Origin of the sequence: Lewinella sp. 4G2, from assembly GCF_001625015.1 — a bacterium.
Classification (GTDB): Bacteria; Bacteroidota; Bacteroidia; order Chitinophagales; family Saprospiraceae; genus Neolewinella.
Map to the genome: position 1 here is coordinate 319,254 of NZ_LVWJ02000011.1, position 17,486 is coordinate 336,739.

General features: G+C 55.9%; 13 protein-coding genes. 9 read left to right on the top strand and 4 right to left on the bottom strand.

Features of this window, described 5'->3' with window-relative positions:
- Positions 1–81: 81 nt before the first annotated feature.
- Positions 82–2,358 (top strand): hypothetical protein, encoded by a 2,277-nt coding sequence (locus tag A3850_RS01355; RefSeq protein WP_157500801.1) that lies wholly within the window; start codon positions 82–84, stop codon positions 2,356–2,358.
- A 106-nt stretch (positions 2,359–2,464) separates the two neighbouring features.
- Here A3850_RS01355 and A3850_RS01360 read toward each other — a convergent pair whose 3' ends face one another.
- A complete protein-coding gene (locus A3850_RS01360; RefSeq protein ID WP_068213262.1) occupies positions 2,465–3,376 on the bottom strand; it encodes an aldo/keto reductase family oxidoreductase in 912 nt (303 codons plus the stop codon).
- 84 nt (positions 3,377–3,460) lie between these two features.
- On the opposite strand from A3850_RS01360, the gene A3850_RS01365 reads away from it, so the two are divergent.
- From A3850_RS01365 to A3850_RS01380, 4 genes are all read left to right on the top strand, one after another.
- Positions 3,461–3,850: a transmembrane 220 family protein gene (locus A3850_RS01365; protein ID WP_068213265.1), complete on the top strand. Its 390-nt coding sequence runs from the start codon at positions 3,461–3,463 to the stop codon at positions 3,848–3,850.
- Between the two features lie 51 nt (positions 3,851–3,901).
- The gene (locus A3850_RS01370) at positions 3,902–4,606 is read left to right on the top strand and encodes a phosphatase PAP2 family protein (RefSeq protein ID WP_068213268.1); all 705 of its coding nucleotides are present in this window, start codon (positions 3,902–3,904) and stop codon (positions 4,604–4,606) included.
- Positions 4,607–4,938: 332 nt separating this feature from the next.
- Positions 4,939–7,575 (top strand): alanine--tRNA ligase, encoded by a 2,637-nt coding sequence (gene alaS, locus A3850_RS01375; protein WP_068213270.1) that lies wholly within the window; start codon positions 4,939–4,941, stop codon positions 7,573–7,575.
- A 175-nt stretch (positions 7,576–7,750) separates the two neighbouring features.
- Complete coding sequence (locus A3850_RS01380) at positions 7,751–8,050, top strand: SCP2 sterol-binding domain-containing protein (protein WP_068213272.1); 300 nt, start codon at positions 7,751–7,753, stop codon at positions 8,048–8,050.
- A gap of 108 nt (positions 8,051–8,158) precedes the next feature.
- On the opposite strand, the gene A3850_RS01385 is transcribed toward A3850_RS01380, so the two are convergent.
- Entirely contained in the window at positions 8,159–8,941 is a 783-nt protein-coding gene (locus A3850_RS01385; RefSeq protein WP_068213274.1) for a DUF1206 domain-containing protein, read from the bottom strand.
- Between the two features lie 298 nt (positions 8,942–9,239).
- Here A3850_RS01385 and A3850_RS01390 point away from each other — a divergent pair, with 298 nt between their 5' ends.
- Positions 9,240–12,011, top strand: a complete 2,772-nt coding sequence (locus A3850_RS01390) for a gliding motility-associated C-terminal domain-containing protein (RefSeq protein ID WP_068213276.1) — start codon at positions 9,240–9,242, stop codon at positions 12,009–12,011.
- 184 nt (positions 12,012–12,195) lie between these two features.
- Here the strand turns inward: A3850_RS01390 and A3850_RS01395 are convergent, their stop codons facing one another.
- Together A3850_RS01395 and A3850_RS01400 are read right to left on the bottom strand one after the other, a co-directional pair.
- Positions 12,196–12,495, bottom strand: a complete 300-nt coding sequence (locus A3850_RS01395) for a helix-turn-helix transcriptional regulator (RefSeq protein WP_068213278.1) — start codon at positions 12,493–12,495, stop codon at positions 12,196–12,198.
- Positions 12,496–12,544: 49 nt separating this feature from the next.
- Positions 12,545–13,036 carry a DUF6428 family protein gene (locus A3850_RS01400; protein ID WP_068213281.1) on the bottom strand — a complete coding sequence of 164 codons (492 nt, stop codon included), beginning with the start codon at positions 13,034–13,036 and terminating at the stop codon, positions 12,545–12,547.
- Positions 13,037–13,321: 285 nt separating this feature from the next.
- Here A3850_RS01400 and A3850_RS01405 point away from each other — a divergent pair, with 285 nt between their 5' ends.
- The 3 genes from A3850_RS01405 to A3850_RS01415 all read left to right on the top strand — a co-directional run bounded on the left by A3850_RS01405 (position 13,322) and on the right by A3850_RS01415 (position 17,431).
- Positions 13,322–14,575, top strand: a complete 1,254-nt coding sequence (locus tag A3850_RS01405; RefSeq protein ID WP_068213284.1) for a M14 family zinc carboxypeptidase — start codon at positions 13,322–13,324, stop codon at positions 14,573–14,575.
- A 113-nt stretch (positions 14,576–14,688) separates the two neighbouring features.
- Positions 14,689–16,323 carry an L-glutamate gamma-semialdehyde dehydrogenase gene (gene pruA / locus A3850_RS01410; RefSeq protein ID WP_068213287.1) on the top strand — a complete coding sequence of 545 codons (1,635 nt, stop codon included), beginning with the start codon at positions 14,689–14,691 and terminating at the stop codon, positions 16,321–16,323.
- 112 nt (positions 16,324–16,435) lie between these two features.
- The gene (locus tag A3850_RS01415; protein ID WP_157500803.1) at positions 16,436–17,431 is read left to right on the top strand and encodes a hypothetical protein; all 996 of its coding nucleotides are present in this window, start codon (positions 16,436–16,438) and stop codon (positions 17,429–17,431) included.
- Positions 17,432–17,486: the final 55 nt, after the last annotated feature.

The window sequence follows — 17,486 nt, forward strand, 5'->3', positions numbered from 1 at the left end:
CGTTTGTTGCCTCAACACTTCTCTTTGTGCTTTGGGCAACCATTCGCTAGATCGTTCATCAGGGGAAAAAACAACCGAACCGTGTTGCCCAGATTACGCTACCTACTGCTATTATTGGTTTTGACGCCGTTCGCCACGATGACGGCCCAAACCGAGGCGGAACTTCTACAGTACGCCGCTACCTTCCCCCCCATGCCCCGCGGCGCTACGCAACTAGCCACCGTGACGACTTCGGAAGATGACCTCTTCACCACCTCCGCCGGCTCGCCCGCCAGCGACCTGGAGTGGTGCGTTTTTGATTCCGACTATATGGACGGAGAGACGGATGGCTACGATACTTTTTACCCCGTGGACCCCTCCGAAGATTTCCCCGGTCAGGACCGGGTGAAGATCGTTGAGACCGTTAGCCAACTACAGACCTCCGAGACCTACGGTGGGGCCAATGGTTCCCGCATCGTTCTGGGCATTGCCGAAAAACCCTTCCCCTTCTTTTACCGGGGTGACGATGGCATCGATAATGATTACTACGTTATCCAGCACTTCGACTACCGCAACGGCCACATCCAACTTAGTGGTGAGGCGAGCGATTACCGCTTGGTTCAGGCCTCCGCAGCCGACGGGGTGCGTACCCCCGGTTGGTACCTTTTTTATACGGCCGACGGTGAAATTGACCTGATCGCCTTTATCCACAACTGTGACGACCCAGCTGCTGACCAACCGGCGCAGTTGGCGGCTGCTTTTTGTAATGCCGGTCGCCAGCTGAGTTTGACCAATCCGGTACAGTTTCGGTTCGCTACACCCGTCTCCGCAACGCCGGAATTCCCCATTGCCGTGGGGGCACAAATTGGTGGGGCAGGCAAGGAGGTCATTAGCGGCTCCTGTACTGACCCCTCCGGTAACGTATTCGTCTTTGGCCTGACGGATAGTGACCTTGATCCCACCTCCGTAAAAGTGCGTAACGAATTTTTCGTCGCGAAGATGAATGAAGATGGTACCGTAGCCTGGACCACCGAATTCCCCGCCAGCGAAAGCAGCCTGATCTTCGACGCTACGGCAGATGACGACTACGTTTACGCCGCAGGCCGCACTTTTGGGAACCTTCCCGGATTTACCAACGCTGGGCGCTGGGATGGCATCATTCTCAAGATCGACAACCAAACCGGAGAGGTAGTGGACTGGACGCAGTTTGGCACTTCCGTCATTGATGGCTTTGGTAACATCACTTTGGACGACGCCGGGAACCTCTTCGTATCCGGCGCCGGTGCTCCCCAGGTCTTGATGGGCATTGGTGATCCTTATTTCCTCGTTGCCAAGTTCGATGCTGCTACCCTTGATCTGATTTGGGAGAGCCCCGAAACCGTCCTCCCTAATACCCAACGGGCCGCCGAAAGCTGGGGCGGTATCACCTACCTTCCCGGGGCAACGCCGGGGAATGGCAAGCTCCTACTGGGCGGTTGGTTCATCGATAATACGGCCGGCCCGGTCGGCGCTCAGGGTTTCCTGGCCCTCTACGATCAACTGGGTGGCAACGGCCCCCGACGGATCGAAACGGCCACCATCGGGAGCCCCGGTTTCCGAGCGGACTGGGTCTGGGGCAGTACGGCCGACGCTGACGGCAATATTTACGCCGCTGGGTACACGACCGGCAACCTGGCCGGCGCTCCAGGTGGGGAAGGCGACGCCTTTATTGTTAAGTATAATCCCGATTTAGGGAACCCCCGCTTCGTCCAAATCGGATCGGACAAATCCGAACGCTTCCGCTCCATTGAAATAGATGATCTTGGGAATATCTTCGTCAGTGGCCACACCTACGGCGACCTGGCTGGCACCAATTTGGACGACAGTGGACTTACCGCGGACGTCGTCATTTACAAGTTCGATTCCGACCTTCAGGAACTGGAGCGCCGGCAATTCGGTACCGACCGTGAAGAACGCGGTTTCCTCTCCCTCTTTGCCGACCGCGTCTACGTAGGCGGAATGACCGAAGGCAGTATGCGCGACGGTAATCTTGGTAGTTTCGACGCCTTTATCGTTACCCTTTCCACTGATGACCTCACCACGGTAGAAGACATCACGCTAAATATTGGTGAGGAGGTAAGCCTGAACGATGAGGAAGATCCGGTTGCGACTCCGCTAAAAGCCTTCCCCAACCCCAGTTCGGGCGCATATCAACTCGGCGCCTTCCCCTACCGGATCGCCACCCTCGAAGCCATCAGTTTTACGGGCACCGCCGCGCGCCGCTTTTCCGGCTTCGATCTGACCAATTTCGACCTCTCCGGTCTGACCCCGGGCATCTACCAGATTAAAGCTACCACGGACCGCGGCAAAGTATTTTTCACCAAAGTGATGCTGCGCTAAAGAACTGCCTCTTGTTCAAAGAAGTAGCAGATTATCCCAAATACTGAGGTAGCAAGCCCGACTAAGCTACTACCCGACTACCCGACTAAAATACTACCAGACTAAATCACGCTACCTCAAAACCCCGCGCCGCTTCCAAAACCGCAAACCAGTCCTGCCGGTCCAAATCAATTGCCAGGGCAGACTTAGCTTCGATCAAGCGCTCCGCTTTGGTGGTGCCGACTACGGGGACGAGGCCAGCCGGATGCTTCAGTAGCCAGGCCAGCAGGATGACGTTCTCCGATACGCCGTACTTCTCGCCCAGGGTCTTGACCATATCGCGAAGACGGAGCACATTGGTGCCTTCCCCTTTGAAGTAGGCATTACCGCCAATGGGGCTCCAGATCATGGGTTTAACTTGCTTCCGCAGTAACTCATCAAAGGTGCCATCGAATAATAGGTCCGGGTGCAAAGGATTACACTCCACCTGGTTCGTGACGAGTGGAAAACAATCATTGATCAGGTCAAACTGCGCCGTCGTGAAATTGCTCACGCCGAAGTGGCGGACCTTTCCCGCGTCCTTCAGCTCCTGAAAGGCTTCTCCAACTTCGGCCGGATCCATGAGTGGATCGGGGCGGTGGATCAGGAAGAGGTCCAGGTAGTCCGTCCGCAAATTTTGGAGGGATCGTTCCGCGCTCTCGATGATGTAGGTTTTGCTCGTGTCGTAGCTCTTGATACGGTTTTCCGGCCGGCGGTGGGTCGTCATCCGAATGCCACACTTTGAGACAAGCTGGATCTGCTGGCGCACGCCGGGACTGAGTTCGGAAAGCGCTTCCCCGAAATCCGATTCGTTGGAGTAGTGCCCGTAGATATCCGCGTGGTCGAAGGTCGTGATGCCGTTTTCGAGGCAGGTCATGATGAGTTCCGCCATTTGGTGGGCGGAGTGTTCAGCGCCCCATTCTCCCCAGGTCATGGTTCCGGCGACGATGCGGGAGATGATAGGGCCGGCGGGGGCGAGTTGGATCTGGTCAGCGTGCATAGGTTGGCAAGATAGACAGCCCACGGATTCCTGCAACGGATTTGCCATCGCAATACCGATATTGTTGCCCCAATCAGCCAACCCATGAAATACTTCTCCCTTGCCATTGCCGTTCTCTTCAGTCTCGCAGCCTACTGGCAACTGAACGACCCGGACCCCGGGCAGTGGGTAGCCGTCTACGGCATGGTGGCTTACGTTTCCGTTCGCTACTTTTTTGGTGGATTGCGGCCCATCGTAGCCTTGTTACCGGCCGTGGCCATCTTCGTTTGGTGGTGTACCTACATCCCTGCCTTCGCCGATTGGGTAAGCCAGGGGATGCCCACCATCACCGGTTCAATGAAGGCGGAGAACGAATACATCGAGTTGACGCGAGAATTTTTGGGTCTATTACTGGCTTGGGTTGCACTAGCCACCTACGCTTATCTTTCTCGTCCGGGACGCACCAAGGATGCCTCCCTGCTCGACGCAGCCTGAGGGGAACACCGGCCGGCGGCACCGCGTTAGCCCAGTAAATCAACGTTCCCCATGCCCAGTAGAACCGAAGAACTTCGCCCGGTGATCAAACGCGACGATCGCCTGCTCCTGAAAGTCGTCATCGGTTTATTCCTCACCTACGCCATCCTGGCCATCATCGTCGTTTCCGCTGGCCTGGACCGCTGGACGACGCTCGACCGAACCTTTACGCTCGCCCTACAACGAGCTTCCTCCCCCACTATGGACGCCATCATGGAGTTCATCAGTTGGTGGGCATCCGTCCCCGGTGCCTGCATCGTGATCCTCGGTATGGGCTTACTCTTCGCCCTCCGCAAGCGATGGGTTGAAGTAGGGTTTATGTTCCTTCCGTTGCTAGTCGTCCCCATTGTTTCGGTCGTTAAGCGCCTCTTCAATCGGGCCCGCCCCACGGCGGATACCGTCCGGGTAATCCGTGATTTCAACCACGAGAGTTTTCCCAGTGGCCACGTCGTTTTCTACGTCGTCCTGTTCGGCTTGGTGACCTATTTGCTATACCGCCACTGGCGCATCTCCAACTGGCTGCGTTTCCCCATCATCGCTTTCAGCATCTTCCTCATCGCTACGGTGCCCTTTTCCCGGATGTACCTCGGTGCCCACTGGTTCACGGACGTTACGGCGGGTTTTGTGCTGGGGGCGATGCTGCTGATTGGGTTGGTGGTTTGGTATAATCGAGTTTTGCGGAATAGGAATAAGGGCGCTGCCGCGGGTGCGGTGTGAAGGGGGGGGTACTGTACCTCGTCGGACGAATTCCGCGAAGCGGTTCGTCCGACGAGTGAAATACGCTGACATTGTAGTCCCCTGCATCCGAATGCAATTGTGAAAGCATTTGGGATTCATGAATTTAAACCATAGTGCTTTCCACTCGTCAGACGAAAATTTGCCTGCGCTATCGCTTGAGGCAAATTGATTCGTCGGACGAGGTTTTGCCGGGCGACCACCCCCGCTCTTCCATCCCCAGAAACCTCGCACCTGCGTCAGCGCCCAAATAATCCACGAAAACCAGTTGGCTAGCGCAACCTTACGTAGCTTTGCTCGCCCAATTGAAAAGTATGAAGACTTCCGCCCAGATTCGCCAGGATTTCCTGGACTTTTTCCGCAGCAAAGAACACAAGATCGTGCCCTCCGCACCCATCGTGAATAAGGACGACCCGAGCCTGATGTTTACCAACGCGGGGATGAACCAATTCAAGGATTTCTTCCTGGGTGATAAGACCCCGGACCGGCGGCGGATCGCCGATACGCAGAAGTGTATGCGCGTCTCCGGCAAGCACAATGACTTGGAGGACGTGGGCCGCGACGGTACCCACCACACCATGTTCGAGATGCTGGGCAACTGGTCGATTGGCGACTATTTCAAGCCCGAAGCAATTGCCTGGAGCTTTGAATTCCTGACCGAAAAAATGGGTATCGACCCGGAACGTCTCTACGCCACCGTCTTCGAAGGCGCCCCCGACGAAGGCGTGCCCCGCGACGACGAAGCGGACGCCGAGTGGCGCAAAGTGCTGCCCGCCAGCCGCATCCTTGAAGGGAATAAAAAAGATAACTTTTGGGAGATGGGCGACACCGGCCCCTGCGGCCCGTGTACCGAGATCCACTACGACATGCGCCCCGCCGAAGAACGGCTGAAGGTGAATGGCGCCGACCTCGTCAACGTCGACGACTCCGGCGTGGTGGAGATCTGGAACAACGTTTTCATCCAGTTCAACCGCAAGGCCGACGGCAGTCTCGAAAACCTGCCCGAACAGCACGTCGATACCGGAATGGGTTTCGAACGCCTCTGCATGGTGATGCAGGATAAGGAAGCCACCTACGATACGGACGTCTTTACGCCCATCATCGCCGAGATCGAGCGCCTGACCGGCCACACCTACGGAGGTTCTTACGCCGCCGACGCCAAGGCCGACATGGCCACCCGCGTGATCGCCGATCACCTCCGCGCCGTGGCCTTCACCATTGCCGACGGACAGCTACCTGGCTCCGGTGGGGCGGGTTACGTCGTGCGCCGGATTTTGCGCCGGGCCGTTCGTTACGCCTACTCCTTCCTGGACCAGAAGGACCCCTTCATCAACAAATTGATGCCCGTGCTCGTGCGGGAAATGGGCGACGCCTTCCCCGAACTCAAGCAACAGGAAGGGCAGATCACGAAGATCATTGAGAGCGAGGAGAAATCCTTCCTCAACACGCTGGAAAATGGACTCACGCGCTTCGCCGGGCTGGAAGTGAAGAACGGCAAGATCAGCGGTAAGGACGCCTTTGAACTGTACGACACCTTCGGCTTCCCGATCGATCTCACCCAACTCCTCGCTACGGAAGCGGGCCACGAGGTGGACATCGAAGGCTTCGAAGCCGGCCTCGCCGCCCAGAAAGCCCGGGGCCGCGCCGACGCCGCCAAAGTGGTGGGGGACTGGACGGTGCTCTCCGACGAAGACTCAACCTTCATCGGTTACGACTACCTCTCCGACGCCGGCGCCCGCATCACCAAGTACCGGACGGTGGAAGTCAAAAAGAAACCGCAGTACCAAGTGGTCCTGGACCGCACCCCCTTCTACGGTGAAAGCGGTGGGCAGGCCGGGGATACGGGCAGTATCCGCGTGGGTGATGAGACGATCTACGTCGTCGATACCCAGAAGGAAAATGACCTGACCGTCCACACCGTCAACAAATTACCGGAGGACCCAACGGCCGACGTCATCACCCAGGTGGACGAACGGAAGCGTCAGGCGACCAGCGCTAACCACACGGCGGCCCACCTCATTCACGCGGCACTACACCAGGTGCTGGGTAGCCACGCCATCCAGAAGGGGCAGGACGTACAGGCCAAACGAATGCGCTTCGATTTCAGCCACTACGAAGCGATGACGGCCGAGGAGGTCGCCCAAACGGAAAAATTGGTCAACGAAAAAATCCGCCAAAACATCGCGCTGCTGGAGCAACGGGACGTCCCCATCGCCGAGGCCAAAAACTCCGGCGCGATGATGCTCTTCGGCGAGAAGTACGGCGATGCGGTGCGGATCATCACTTTTGATCCTGACTTCAGCTCGGAGTTGTGTGGGGGTACCCACGTCCGCCATACCGGCGAACTGGGTTTCTGTAAGATCACCGCCGAATCCGGGGTTGCCGCGGGCGTCCGCCGCATTGAGGCCGTTACCGGTGAAGGGGCGACGGCTTACGTCAACGAGCGGCTCGCGACCTTGGCGGAGATCCGGGGTTTGGTGAAAGGTTCCAGCAACCCAGTGAAATCCGTAGCCGATCTGCAGGAGGAGAACCGCCAATTGAAAAAGGAGATCGACAAGATGCAGGCCGCCGCGGCGGGAGACATCAAAGGTGACCTCCAGAAGGCTTTTGCGGAAGTCAACGGCATCAACTTCGTAGCCGCCAAGGTGGCGCTGACGGACAAAGCCGCCATCAAAAACCTCGCCTTCCAACTGACGGGAGAGCAGCATAATTCTATCGTCCTCCTGGCCAGCGAGAAGGAAGGTAAGCCATCATTAGCCCTCGCCTTAAGCAAAGATCTCGCAGATAAAGGAGCGTACAACGCCGGCAAGATGATCCGGGGCATCGCCAAGCACATCCGTGGCGGTGGAGGCGGCCAACCCTTCTACGCCGAAGCCGGTGGCGCCGATGCCTCGGGAATCGATGCGGCCCTTGAGGCAGCCCGCGAAGCCGTAGCGAACCCGAGCAAATAATGCGTCGGACCCTGAAGGGGCCCCCGTAGCCCAGCGTCCCAAGGCCAAATAAATGTACTGGACTCTGAAGGAGTCCCCCGTAGCCCAGCGTCCCAAGGCGAAAGGCCGACGACGCTGGGTTTCCCCACCAAGCGAATTTTCGCTACCTTGCCCACCAACCAAAAATTCCCCCACCATGACCTTCGAAGAATTCAAAGCCGGCGTAGAAAAAGCGGGCGCCAAAGCACCTAACCTCGGCAAATCCCTCAAACTCAACCTCGACGAAGGGACCATCCACATCGACATGACGGGCGACAATGGTGCCGTCGTAACCGAGGAGGATAAGGAAGCCGATACCGTTGTTACCACCAACGTCGACACCCTCGACCAACTCCGCACTGGACAGCTTAACCCCATGATGGCGATGATGGGAGGTAAGGTGAAGATCAAGGGCGATATGGGCTTGGCGATGAAATTGCAGGGGTTGCTTAGTTAGTATCGAGTTGCGAGAGACAAGTATCGAGTTACGAGTGGCAAGTATCGAGTTACGAGTGTCGCAACTTGCAACTCGCTACTTGATACTCGCAACTCGTTACTCGCAACTCTACACCCGTTCATATTTCGCCCGCACGAACATAAAAATCCCGTAGGCGAGCAGCCCCGTCCCTACAACCGCGAGGACGGCGTTGCCCCATCCGTCGCCCAGGTATTCGAGGGCGCCCTGGATGCCACGGAACTCTCCGGCGTCATTCTGCATGGCGGCCTGGTAGAGGAAATAGGCGATGATTCCGTAAACGATGGATCGGGCCACGAGACCGATGCGGCCCGTGGTGCGGAAAGCCTCTTCCGTTTCGTCGGAGAGTTGTTGGTCTTTTACGCCTTCCATGTGCTTATCCGCGACGCCGCGGTACACCTGGTAGATGGCTACGCCCACCATGATGGCGGCGATGGCGTAGACGGCGAATTGCCCCCAGCTGTATTCGAGAATTTTGGCGATCATGGTTTCCTTCCCCCCGGTGCTACCGCCGCCGGCGAAAGCCTCCTTGAAGGCAAAGACGGCCAGCACGCCGTAAGCCGTTCCGCTCACGGCCCACCCCACTCGTTTTACGCTTCCCGAGGCATCGTGCCCTTCATTTTCCGTGTCCTTCACGGCGGTGTACCAGCGGTAGCTACAATAGCAAAGCAGCCCCAGCCCGATGGCCGTCAGCAGGATCTGCCCGGCCGGGTTATTTCCTAACCAGGCGATGACGTCCTTGGGGCCGGTGGCACCCCGCGAGATCCCGATCAGGGTAGCCACGGCGAAGAAGCCAATTAGTGAGTACACGACGCCCTTGGCCGTATAGCCCCATTCGAATAAGGTTTGTTGTTTACTTTTTGATAGTCCCATGCTGGATGCTTTTTAAATAAAGCACGATTCCCGCCCCACTAGTTCGTTTCGGGGCTTACGCGTGCGGGCCATTCCTCCAATTTTGGGATTATATAGAGGAATAGGGCGCTGCCGCGGGTGCCAGGTTAAGGGGCAAGAAATCAGGGCGGGGCTCATCCGAAGGACCGACAGGCTTATTTTCGGACCGAAAATCCACAAAATACTGGCCGGCCGACAGCAAGATTGAAAGCAAAAGGAGGATTAGTGCGTTAGACATCCACGCCAGCTTGCTACCTTAAGCCTTACAACACTGCGGACCATGCGCCACCTTTTACTCCTACTCACCTTACTAATCCTCCCCCTAGCCGCCGGGGCGACGCACAACCGGGCGGGAGAGATCATCGTGCGCAAGGCGGGAGACTGCGGTAGCATCAACGATCAGCTAAGGATTGAGGCCACCATCATCACCTATACCGAAACCATCCAAACGGAGGTGGACAGGGATAGCCTGATCATCTCCTGGGGCATCGGCCAGCCTTCGGAGACAATCGCACGGACGGCACGGATCTCGTTGGGGAACGGTATTCAACGCAACGAGTATACGCAAACTCATACTTACAGTGGGCCGGGCACTTATTTCATCAGCTTTCAGGATCAGAACCGTGTGGCCAATGTGCTCAATATTGATGGAGGTTCGTCGGTAAATATTCCCTTTAGCGTTTATACCGTTTACACGCTAATTAATCCTTTATTTGGAGGGTGCAACTCTTCACCGGAGATGACCCAAATCCCCATTGAAAACGCGTGTAGCGGTTCCGTGTGGACGCACAATCCCGGCGCCTTCGACGTAGATGGAGACTCACTCGCATTTGAGTTCACGATTCCGCAACGGGCACCGAATATTCCAATTGCGGACTACGTTTTACCCAATCGCTTTGGCGGCACAACGGGGTCATTAACGATTGACGAAGAGTCCGGACAGATCACCTGGAATACGCCAGTTACTCCCGGAGAATACAACCTTGCCTTCCTCATCAAATCCTTCCGAAACGGCCTCCCGCTGGACACCGTGGTCCGCGATATGCAGATCTTCGTGGAGGAGTGCAGCAACGACCCACCGACGCTGGACATTCCCGTAGAAGAGATCTGCGTAGTGGCGGGTGAACTCATCGAGTTCGACGTAATCGCCGGAGCGCCAATTGAGGACGATCCACAACTCGTACGGTTGGAAGCCAGCGGCCGGCCTTTTGACCTGCCGGATAATCCCGCCACCTTTACGCCAAATGATTCGCTCTATAACGAAGATCCGTTTCAGCGCACTTTCCGGTGGCGACCTACCTGTTCGGAAGTAAGTAATCAGCCGTACTTCGTTGTATTCCGGGCGGAAGATGACTTTTTCCAGCGTTCCAACGTTGGCGACCGTCAGGGTGGTTTGGCGACTCTGAGGTCGGTCTCCATCAAAGTAGTTGCCCCACCACCGGAGGACCTACAGACGGTAGCGGACAACGAATCCGTATTGCTCTCCTGGGAGAAACCTTACGCATGCGAGGACCAGGACAATCCGCGTTTTCGTGGTTTTAGCGTATGGCGGCGCATTGGAAGCAATCCCTTCGTGGTCGACACGTGTGAGACCGGGCTACAGGGGCGCGGCTACACCGAGATCACCGACCAACCGACCATGGAAATGGATAATGGGCGGTACGTGTTTTTAGACCTTGACATTACTCCTGGCCGCACGTATTGTTACCGGGTGGTCGCGGATTTTGGAAGACCCGTCGCAGGTAGCAATGCCTTCTTTGGCCTCCTGGAGTCCATCCCCTCCGAAGAGATCTGCGTCCAATTAGAAAGGGATTTACCGTTACTGACGAAGGTGGACGTCACGGAAACAGATGATTCGGATGGTGAAATCGACGTCTGTTGGGTATTGCCCAATGCCGACGCCCTGGATACTCTCCTGAATGAAGGCCCCTACCGCTACGTCCTTAGCCGCGCGACGGGGCAGACGACAGACCCCGGGAGCTTCTCCCCCATCGCTACCTTTGAAACGGAGTTCTTCGGGGAGGAGGTAGATACTTGCTTCACTGATACGGGCCTGAACACGACCGACGATGCCTATACCTACCGCATCGAATTATTCGTAGCGGTTGAAACCGAGCCAGTTGGCGAACCCCAACCCGGCAGCAGCGTCCGCCTGGAGGGGAGCCCCACGGATGAAGCCAACGTGTTGAATTGGTCCTTCACCGTACCGTGGACGAACTTCAGCTACGACGTACTTCGCCGCGGCCCGGGTGAAGCCGACTTTACGTTGCGGGCGACTACGCAAGAACAAACCTTCCGCGATGAGAACCTGACCAACGGTGAGGAATACTGTTACATCATCCTGGCATCCGGCACCTACAACGTTGAAGGCCTGCCGGAACTACTGCTGAACAATAGCCAGGAGCTGTGTCTGGTCCCGGAGGATAATGTCCCCCCGTGTCCACCGACCCTTTCCATTACCAGCCCTTGTGATCGAGGGGTAGATTGTACGGATGCGAATAACTTGTTTAACACCCTGAATTGGGTGCGGCCAATCGACGTGTGTGGTGATGGTGACGTCGCCGGCTACCGCATCTACTTCGCGGCCGGCCCCGACGCGGAATTCAACCAGATCGTCGAACTCAACGGAGAACGGACGAATACGTACGATGACTTCCCAATGAACGGTATTACCGGTTGCTACGCCATCACAGCCTTCGACCAGAACGGTAACGAAAGCGAGTTCAGCGAGGTGATTTGTGTGACGAATTGCCCAATCTATGATCTCCCCAACACCTTCACCCCGAACGGTGACGGGCAGAACGAAGTATTTGTACCCATCAGCCGTTGTTTTGTGGACCGGGTTGACTTCCAGATCTTCAACCGCTGGGGCCAATTGGTCTTCGAGACGGAGGACCCGGCTTTGAACTGGACCGGCGTTAATCAGTCGGGTGATGCATTAGCTTCGGGGACTTACTACTACGTGGCGACGATCTTTGAAGAGCGGTTGGAGGGGGTTACGGCTTCTTCGGAGCAGTTGTCTGGGTATATTGAATTGATTCGGGGGGAGTGACGGTTTCGACCTGGTTCAGTATCTGATCAACTTCTCTATTTTGGTATGGCTTCGCCATACTTTTTCCGGAAGAAGATTAAGGCGGAAGAGAGGGATAAGAGGAGAGAGTTGGTAGACCATGAGAATTTGGTGCTGACCTAGGTGACTTAACTAGACTCACGGCTTACTGTAACTCCTTCGTTACCTAGCAACAATTGGCGAAAAACAGTCTGATGCGGTCGCGGTAAGTGTTGGCGATGCAATACTTCATGCTATTGCCGTCTACCGTTCCGCTGATCAGTCCGGCGGCCCTGAGTTCCTTTAGGTGGCGGGCGATGGTGGGTTGGGAGAGGTCCATATCCTCGGTGAATTCCCGGCCGATGCAGCAGTTGATGTCCATCAGCTTTTGGAGGATGGCAATGCGGGCGGGGTGGCCCAGTGCCTTGAACAGGGCCGCGTACTGCAGTTGCTCGGCGGTGTAGGCGGGGGTTTTAGTAAGGCCCATTCGGAAGGGATTAATTCCAGATGAAAAAAAGGGGTAGCCTGACAATTCTTTAGCAGCAGCCGCTTCCCGGTTTACAGGTGGATTCCGCTTTGGCTTTCGAGAAACTACTAGCGAGACTCACCATCGTCTTCTTGACTTTTCCGGGGATGATACCGCAGGCGTCCAGGGCAAGGCAGTCTGTTTGTTTGCCGGTGAGTTGAAGGGCGCCGTCGCGGGCTTCCAGACCAAATTTCTGGATGGTGTCCTTCCCCTGATATTCCACCTCCAGCGGGAGGTTGCCGAGGCCTAGTTGGGTCTCCGCCATTTCAATGATCTTCCGCAAGCCGGCTACGGATAGCCGGTGATCTAAGTCATTCGCGACCCAGAGTTGGAGGTTGGCGGTTCGTTCGTCGCGAAGGGTGCCGCCGCAATCGATGAAGCGCTTCGTCACTTCCCCTAATTCCGTGACGTGAAAGTGGGCGGGTACTGGGGTACCGTCCGGCAACAGGATGCTTAGGGTATCGCCGGTAGGTTGGAAGGCTTTGAGTTCGGAAAGGAGCATGGAGATTTAATTTTAGTGGGGTTTGATACTTCGGTGAGTCAGACATCTACAACTCACCACAAAGCTATATAGCAATATTACTATTAACTACCGAGATCTGCAATTGTTGTTGGGGAAACTTTAAAACAGTAGACATCAGTGCCGGGCCCGTGGCCGACAAAACCTGGCTCCCCCTACGGAGGTTATGAAATACTGAACGGCTATATTTGAACGTTCACGTGGTCACCCGTCCGTTGTTGAGTTATTCGACCGATTCATGCGGGCCGGTCTTATTCGCTTTCCAGAATGAAATACGTCTTCCTTTTCGTCGTCCTGTTACCCCTCTGCATGAGTGGGACCGTCCTGGGCCAGGAGGTGGGGAGATCGTCCTTACCCGGCACCCGCGGCAGCGCCCAGCTATTTGAGCAACGGATAGAGCCCGACAAACTGGTGCCGCAAGATCGCTACCCGACCTACCAGGAATACGAGGAATTGATGTACACGCTGGCGCGGACCTACCCCGATCGGTGTGCGCTGGAAAGATGGGGCACCCTACCCTCCGGCAAACAGATTCTGACACTGCGCCTGAGCGAAAATGTGCGCCACCGGCAGGGAAAGCCCCAGGTATTGCTCACCGCCGCGATGCACGGTGACGAACTCGCCGGCTACTGGCTGCTGCTGAATATGGCCGAAAAAATGCTGCGGGGTGACCACGCCTTTTTGCTGGGTGATCTCGAGGTATTCATCAATCCACTGGCCAATCCCGACGGCGCTTACTACTCCAGTGACCAACACCTGCTCAGCAGCCGGCGGGGCAACCGCAACGGCGTGGACCTGAACCGGAACTACCCCGACCCCGACGACGGCGCCCACCCCGATAACCGAACGTACCAGCCGGAAACGGAGATCTTCATGCGGGCCGCCGCCGACCATAGTTTTGACCTCGCGCTCAATATCCACGGTGGCGCGGAGGTGTTTAATTACCCCTGGGATACCTACCGGAACCGCCACCCCGACAACGTTTGGTGGCGCCGCATCAGCCGGGAATTTGCCCAACGTGCGCAAATCAGCAGTGGCCGCGATGGTTACTTTGAGGACCGGCAAAACGGCGTAACGAACGGTCACGATTGGTACCCCATCTCAGGATCCCGCCAGGATTACATGAACTATTACCACCGTTGCCGCGAAGCGACGCTGGAGGTGAGTGACGCCAAACGCTTCCCCGCCGACGACCTTACCCAGCTGTGGGACTACGTAAGTGGCCCCATCTACGGCTACGTGAATGAGGCCCGCAACGGCCTCCACGGCGAGGTGGTGGACGACCTGACCGGTGACCCTATCCCCGCCCGCATCTACATCCCGGGCCACGATAAGGATAACTCCGACGTGTTTGCGGACGGCGATTTTGGTGACTTCCAGCGCTACCTAGCCGACGGCGAATACGAGGTGGAAGTCAGCGCTAAGGGCTATCTGCCCCAACGCCACCGGGTGATCGTCCGGAAAGACCGACGCACGAAGCTTGAAGTGCGAATGCGCCGCCGTAGCGAGATCAGCCGGTAGGCGGCACAACCTGGCATTGAGCGCGCCGAAAACCCCGGCGGGTCGCTGCTCCTGATTACCTTTGCGGGCATCCCGATGCACCGGCCTAACCAGCCACTAAAACCAAGCCAGAGATGTCCAACGCGATCTTCCACATTGACGTGCCCGCCAACGAGCCCGTACTGAATTACGCCCCCGGCAGCCCGGAGCGCGCCAACCTTAAAGCAGCCCTGAAAGCGGCGAAAGCCAAGGCCGTAGAACTACCCGCCTTCATCAACGGCGAGCGCATTCTGGAAGGCGAGAAAGTGAGCGTCCACCCGCCCCACGAACGGGACCACCTCCTTGGTCATTTCTACCGGGGCACGGAGGACCACGTACACCAGGCTATCGATGCCGCGTTGGCCGCCAAGGAATCCTGGGCCGCAACGCCCTGGCACGAACGTGCCGCCGTTTTTCTGCGGGCAGCCGACCTTCTGAGTGGGCCCTTCCGCGCGCGGATGAACGCGGCAACAATGCTCGGCCAGTCCAAAAATGCTTACCAGGCGGAGATCGACGCGGTTGCCGAACTGTGTGACTTCTTCCGCTTCAACGCCTACTTCTACCAGGAGATCATCAAGGAGCAGCCCTTGCACTCCCCCAAACCGACCTGGAATAAGGTGGAGTACCGCCCCCTCGAAGGTTTCGTAGTGGCCATCACGCCCTTCAATTTCACCTCCATCGCGGCGAACCTGCCCGCGGCGCCCGCGCTTTGTGGCAACGTTTGCGTGTGGAAACCCTCCGAAACGCAGATCTACTCCGCCGTCGTGATCATGGAGCTGTTTGAAGCGGCCGGATTGCCCAAGGGCGTCATCAACCTGATCTACACGGACGGGCCGAAGATGGGCGACATCGTCTTCAAACACCGCGAATTTGCCGGTCTTCACTTCACCGGCTCTACCGGTGTCTTCCAGCATTTGTGGAAGGAAATTGGCAACAACATCAGCAGCTACCGGAGCTACCCACGGGTCGTGGGCGAGACGGGTGGTAAGGATTTCATTGCGGTCCACCCCTCTTCCAATCCAGACCAGGTGGCCGTGGCCTGCCTGCGGGGTGCCTTTGAGTTCCAGGGCCAGAAGTGTTCGGCGGCCAGCCGGGCTTACCTGCCTGCTTCGCTGTGGCCCGCCATCAAGGAACGCTTGCTCGCGGACATGAAGACCCTCAAGATGGGCACCGTCGAAGATTTCGGCAACTTCATCAACGCCGTGATCGACGAGCGGGCCTTCGACAAGATCGCCGGCTACATCGACGGCGAAAAGGATAAGGCAACCAGCGAGATCATTGCCGGTGGCGGCTACGATAAATCCAAAGGCTTCTTCATCGAGCCCACCGTGATCGTGACGACCGACCCGCGTTCCACTACGATGGAAGAAGAGATCTTTGGCCCCGTCCTGACCATCTACGTTTACGAAGACGACCAGTGGGAAGAAACGCTGAAGTTGGTGGACACCACTTCACCCTACGCCCTCACCGGCGCCATTTTTGCTCAGGACCGGATCGTGATCAACCACGCCACCCGCGCCCTCGAGAACGCCGCCGGCAACTTCTACGTGAACGATAAGCCCACGGGCGCCGTCGTTGGCCAGCAGCCCTTCGGTGGTGCGCGCGGTAGTGGTACGAACGATAAAGCCGGCTCCGCCCTCAACCTGCAGCGGTGGATCTCTCCACGGTTGATCAAAGAGAACTTTGCGGCGCCGCTGGATTACCGGTATGCGTTTTTGGGGGAGGAGTAGGGTGACCCGAATCAATTCACCTCACTTTTACTAAAAGCGGAGTCAATGGATCACCCAGTGGCTCCGCTTTTTTCGATTATAAGAGTAACTAATCAATAAACCATCTTGAAATATGCGATTTTATTTACTACTTATGATGATGCATTGTTCAATGCTGTATTGTCAACACAATAGTATCAGTAACATCGTTTGGTCTGCTACAGTCGAGGTAAACACTGGCTGGGAAAGCGAGGGCGAGTTGAATCATCGTTCAAAAGTGGTAAAGTATGTATCAAATACAGACGATCAGGCTCACATGATTGGCGTTAATGACTTTGACTTACAGCACAGTATTGTAAGTGCGATTGTTCGTAAAGAGCTATCCGTATACCGGGATGAAGATTTGACCTCCCCTTTAACCGATAGTGAAGTTGACCAAATATTCATTCGGACAGGCCTAGTAGATAACAACAATAGATACTTAAATTCATCTGGCACAGATATAGTAACGACTTCACTAAACAGGATAAAGGGTAGCATAGGCCTAGTCTTAGATATAGAGTTGTCTGAAATGGGAGACTTAAATCAGGAGGTACGAGCGGGGCATTTAACATGGGAAGCATTGAATATTCGATATAATCTATATTTCAAGATTCATCCCTTAAATGATAAGATCGCATTGACGGATGAATACACGTACGTTGAAAGGAAATATTTCCAAATGCCCTTTATCGCAATGAAAGAATCATTTTCTTCCAAACAAGAAAAGGAACAAGTACTCATTCAGCTGTCTAATGCTATTGCTAGTAATATTAATGCATTCAATAACACGCTAGATTGGGGCGAACCATATCCATCTACAATCGCAAGTTTGGACGGGGGTGTGGACACAGTAGAAGTTATTGATGAAAACTTTAATGTTACTTATGTACCTTTTATTAGAGAGGCATTTTCTAAGCGCGTAAGTGGGTTACGTTTTTATCAGTTCTGGGCTTGGGATAGCAACACAAACAGATTGTATGTGGATCCAATAGGTTATGCTCCCTTGCATAGCGTAAGCGAACAGGATGGCTCATTCATCTATTGGCAACCAGAAATAAACTGGGTTCGACCAAAGTATAGAAATTGACGATATACAAATCCATGGTCATCTCCTATTTAAAATCGACTTTCGCTTTTCTAAT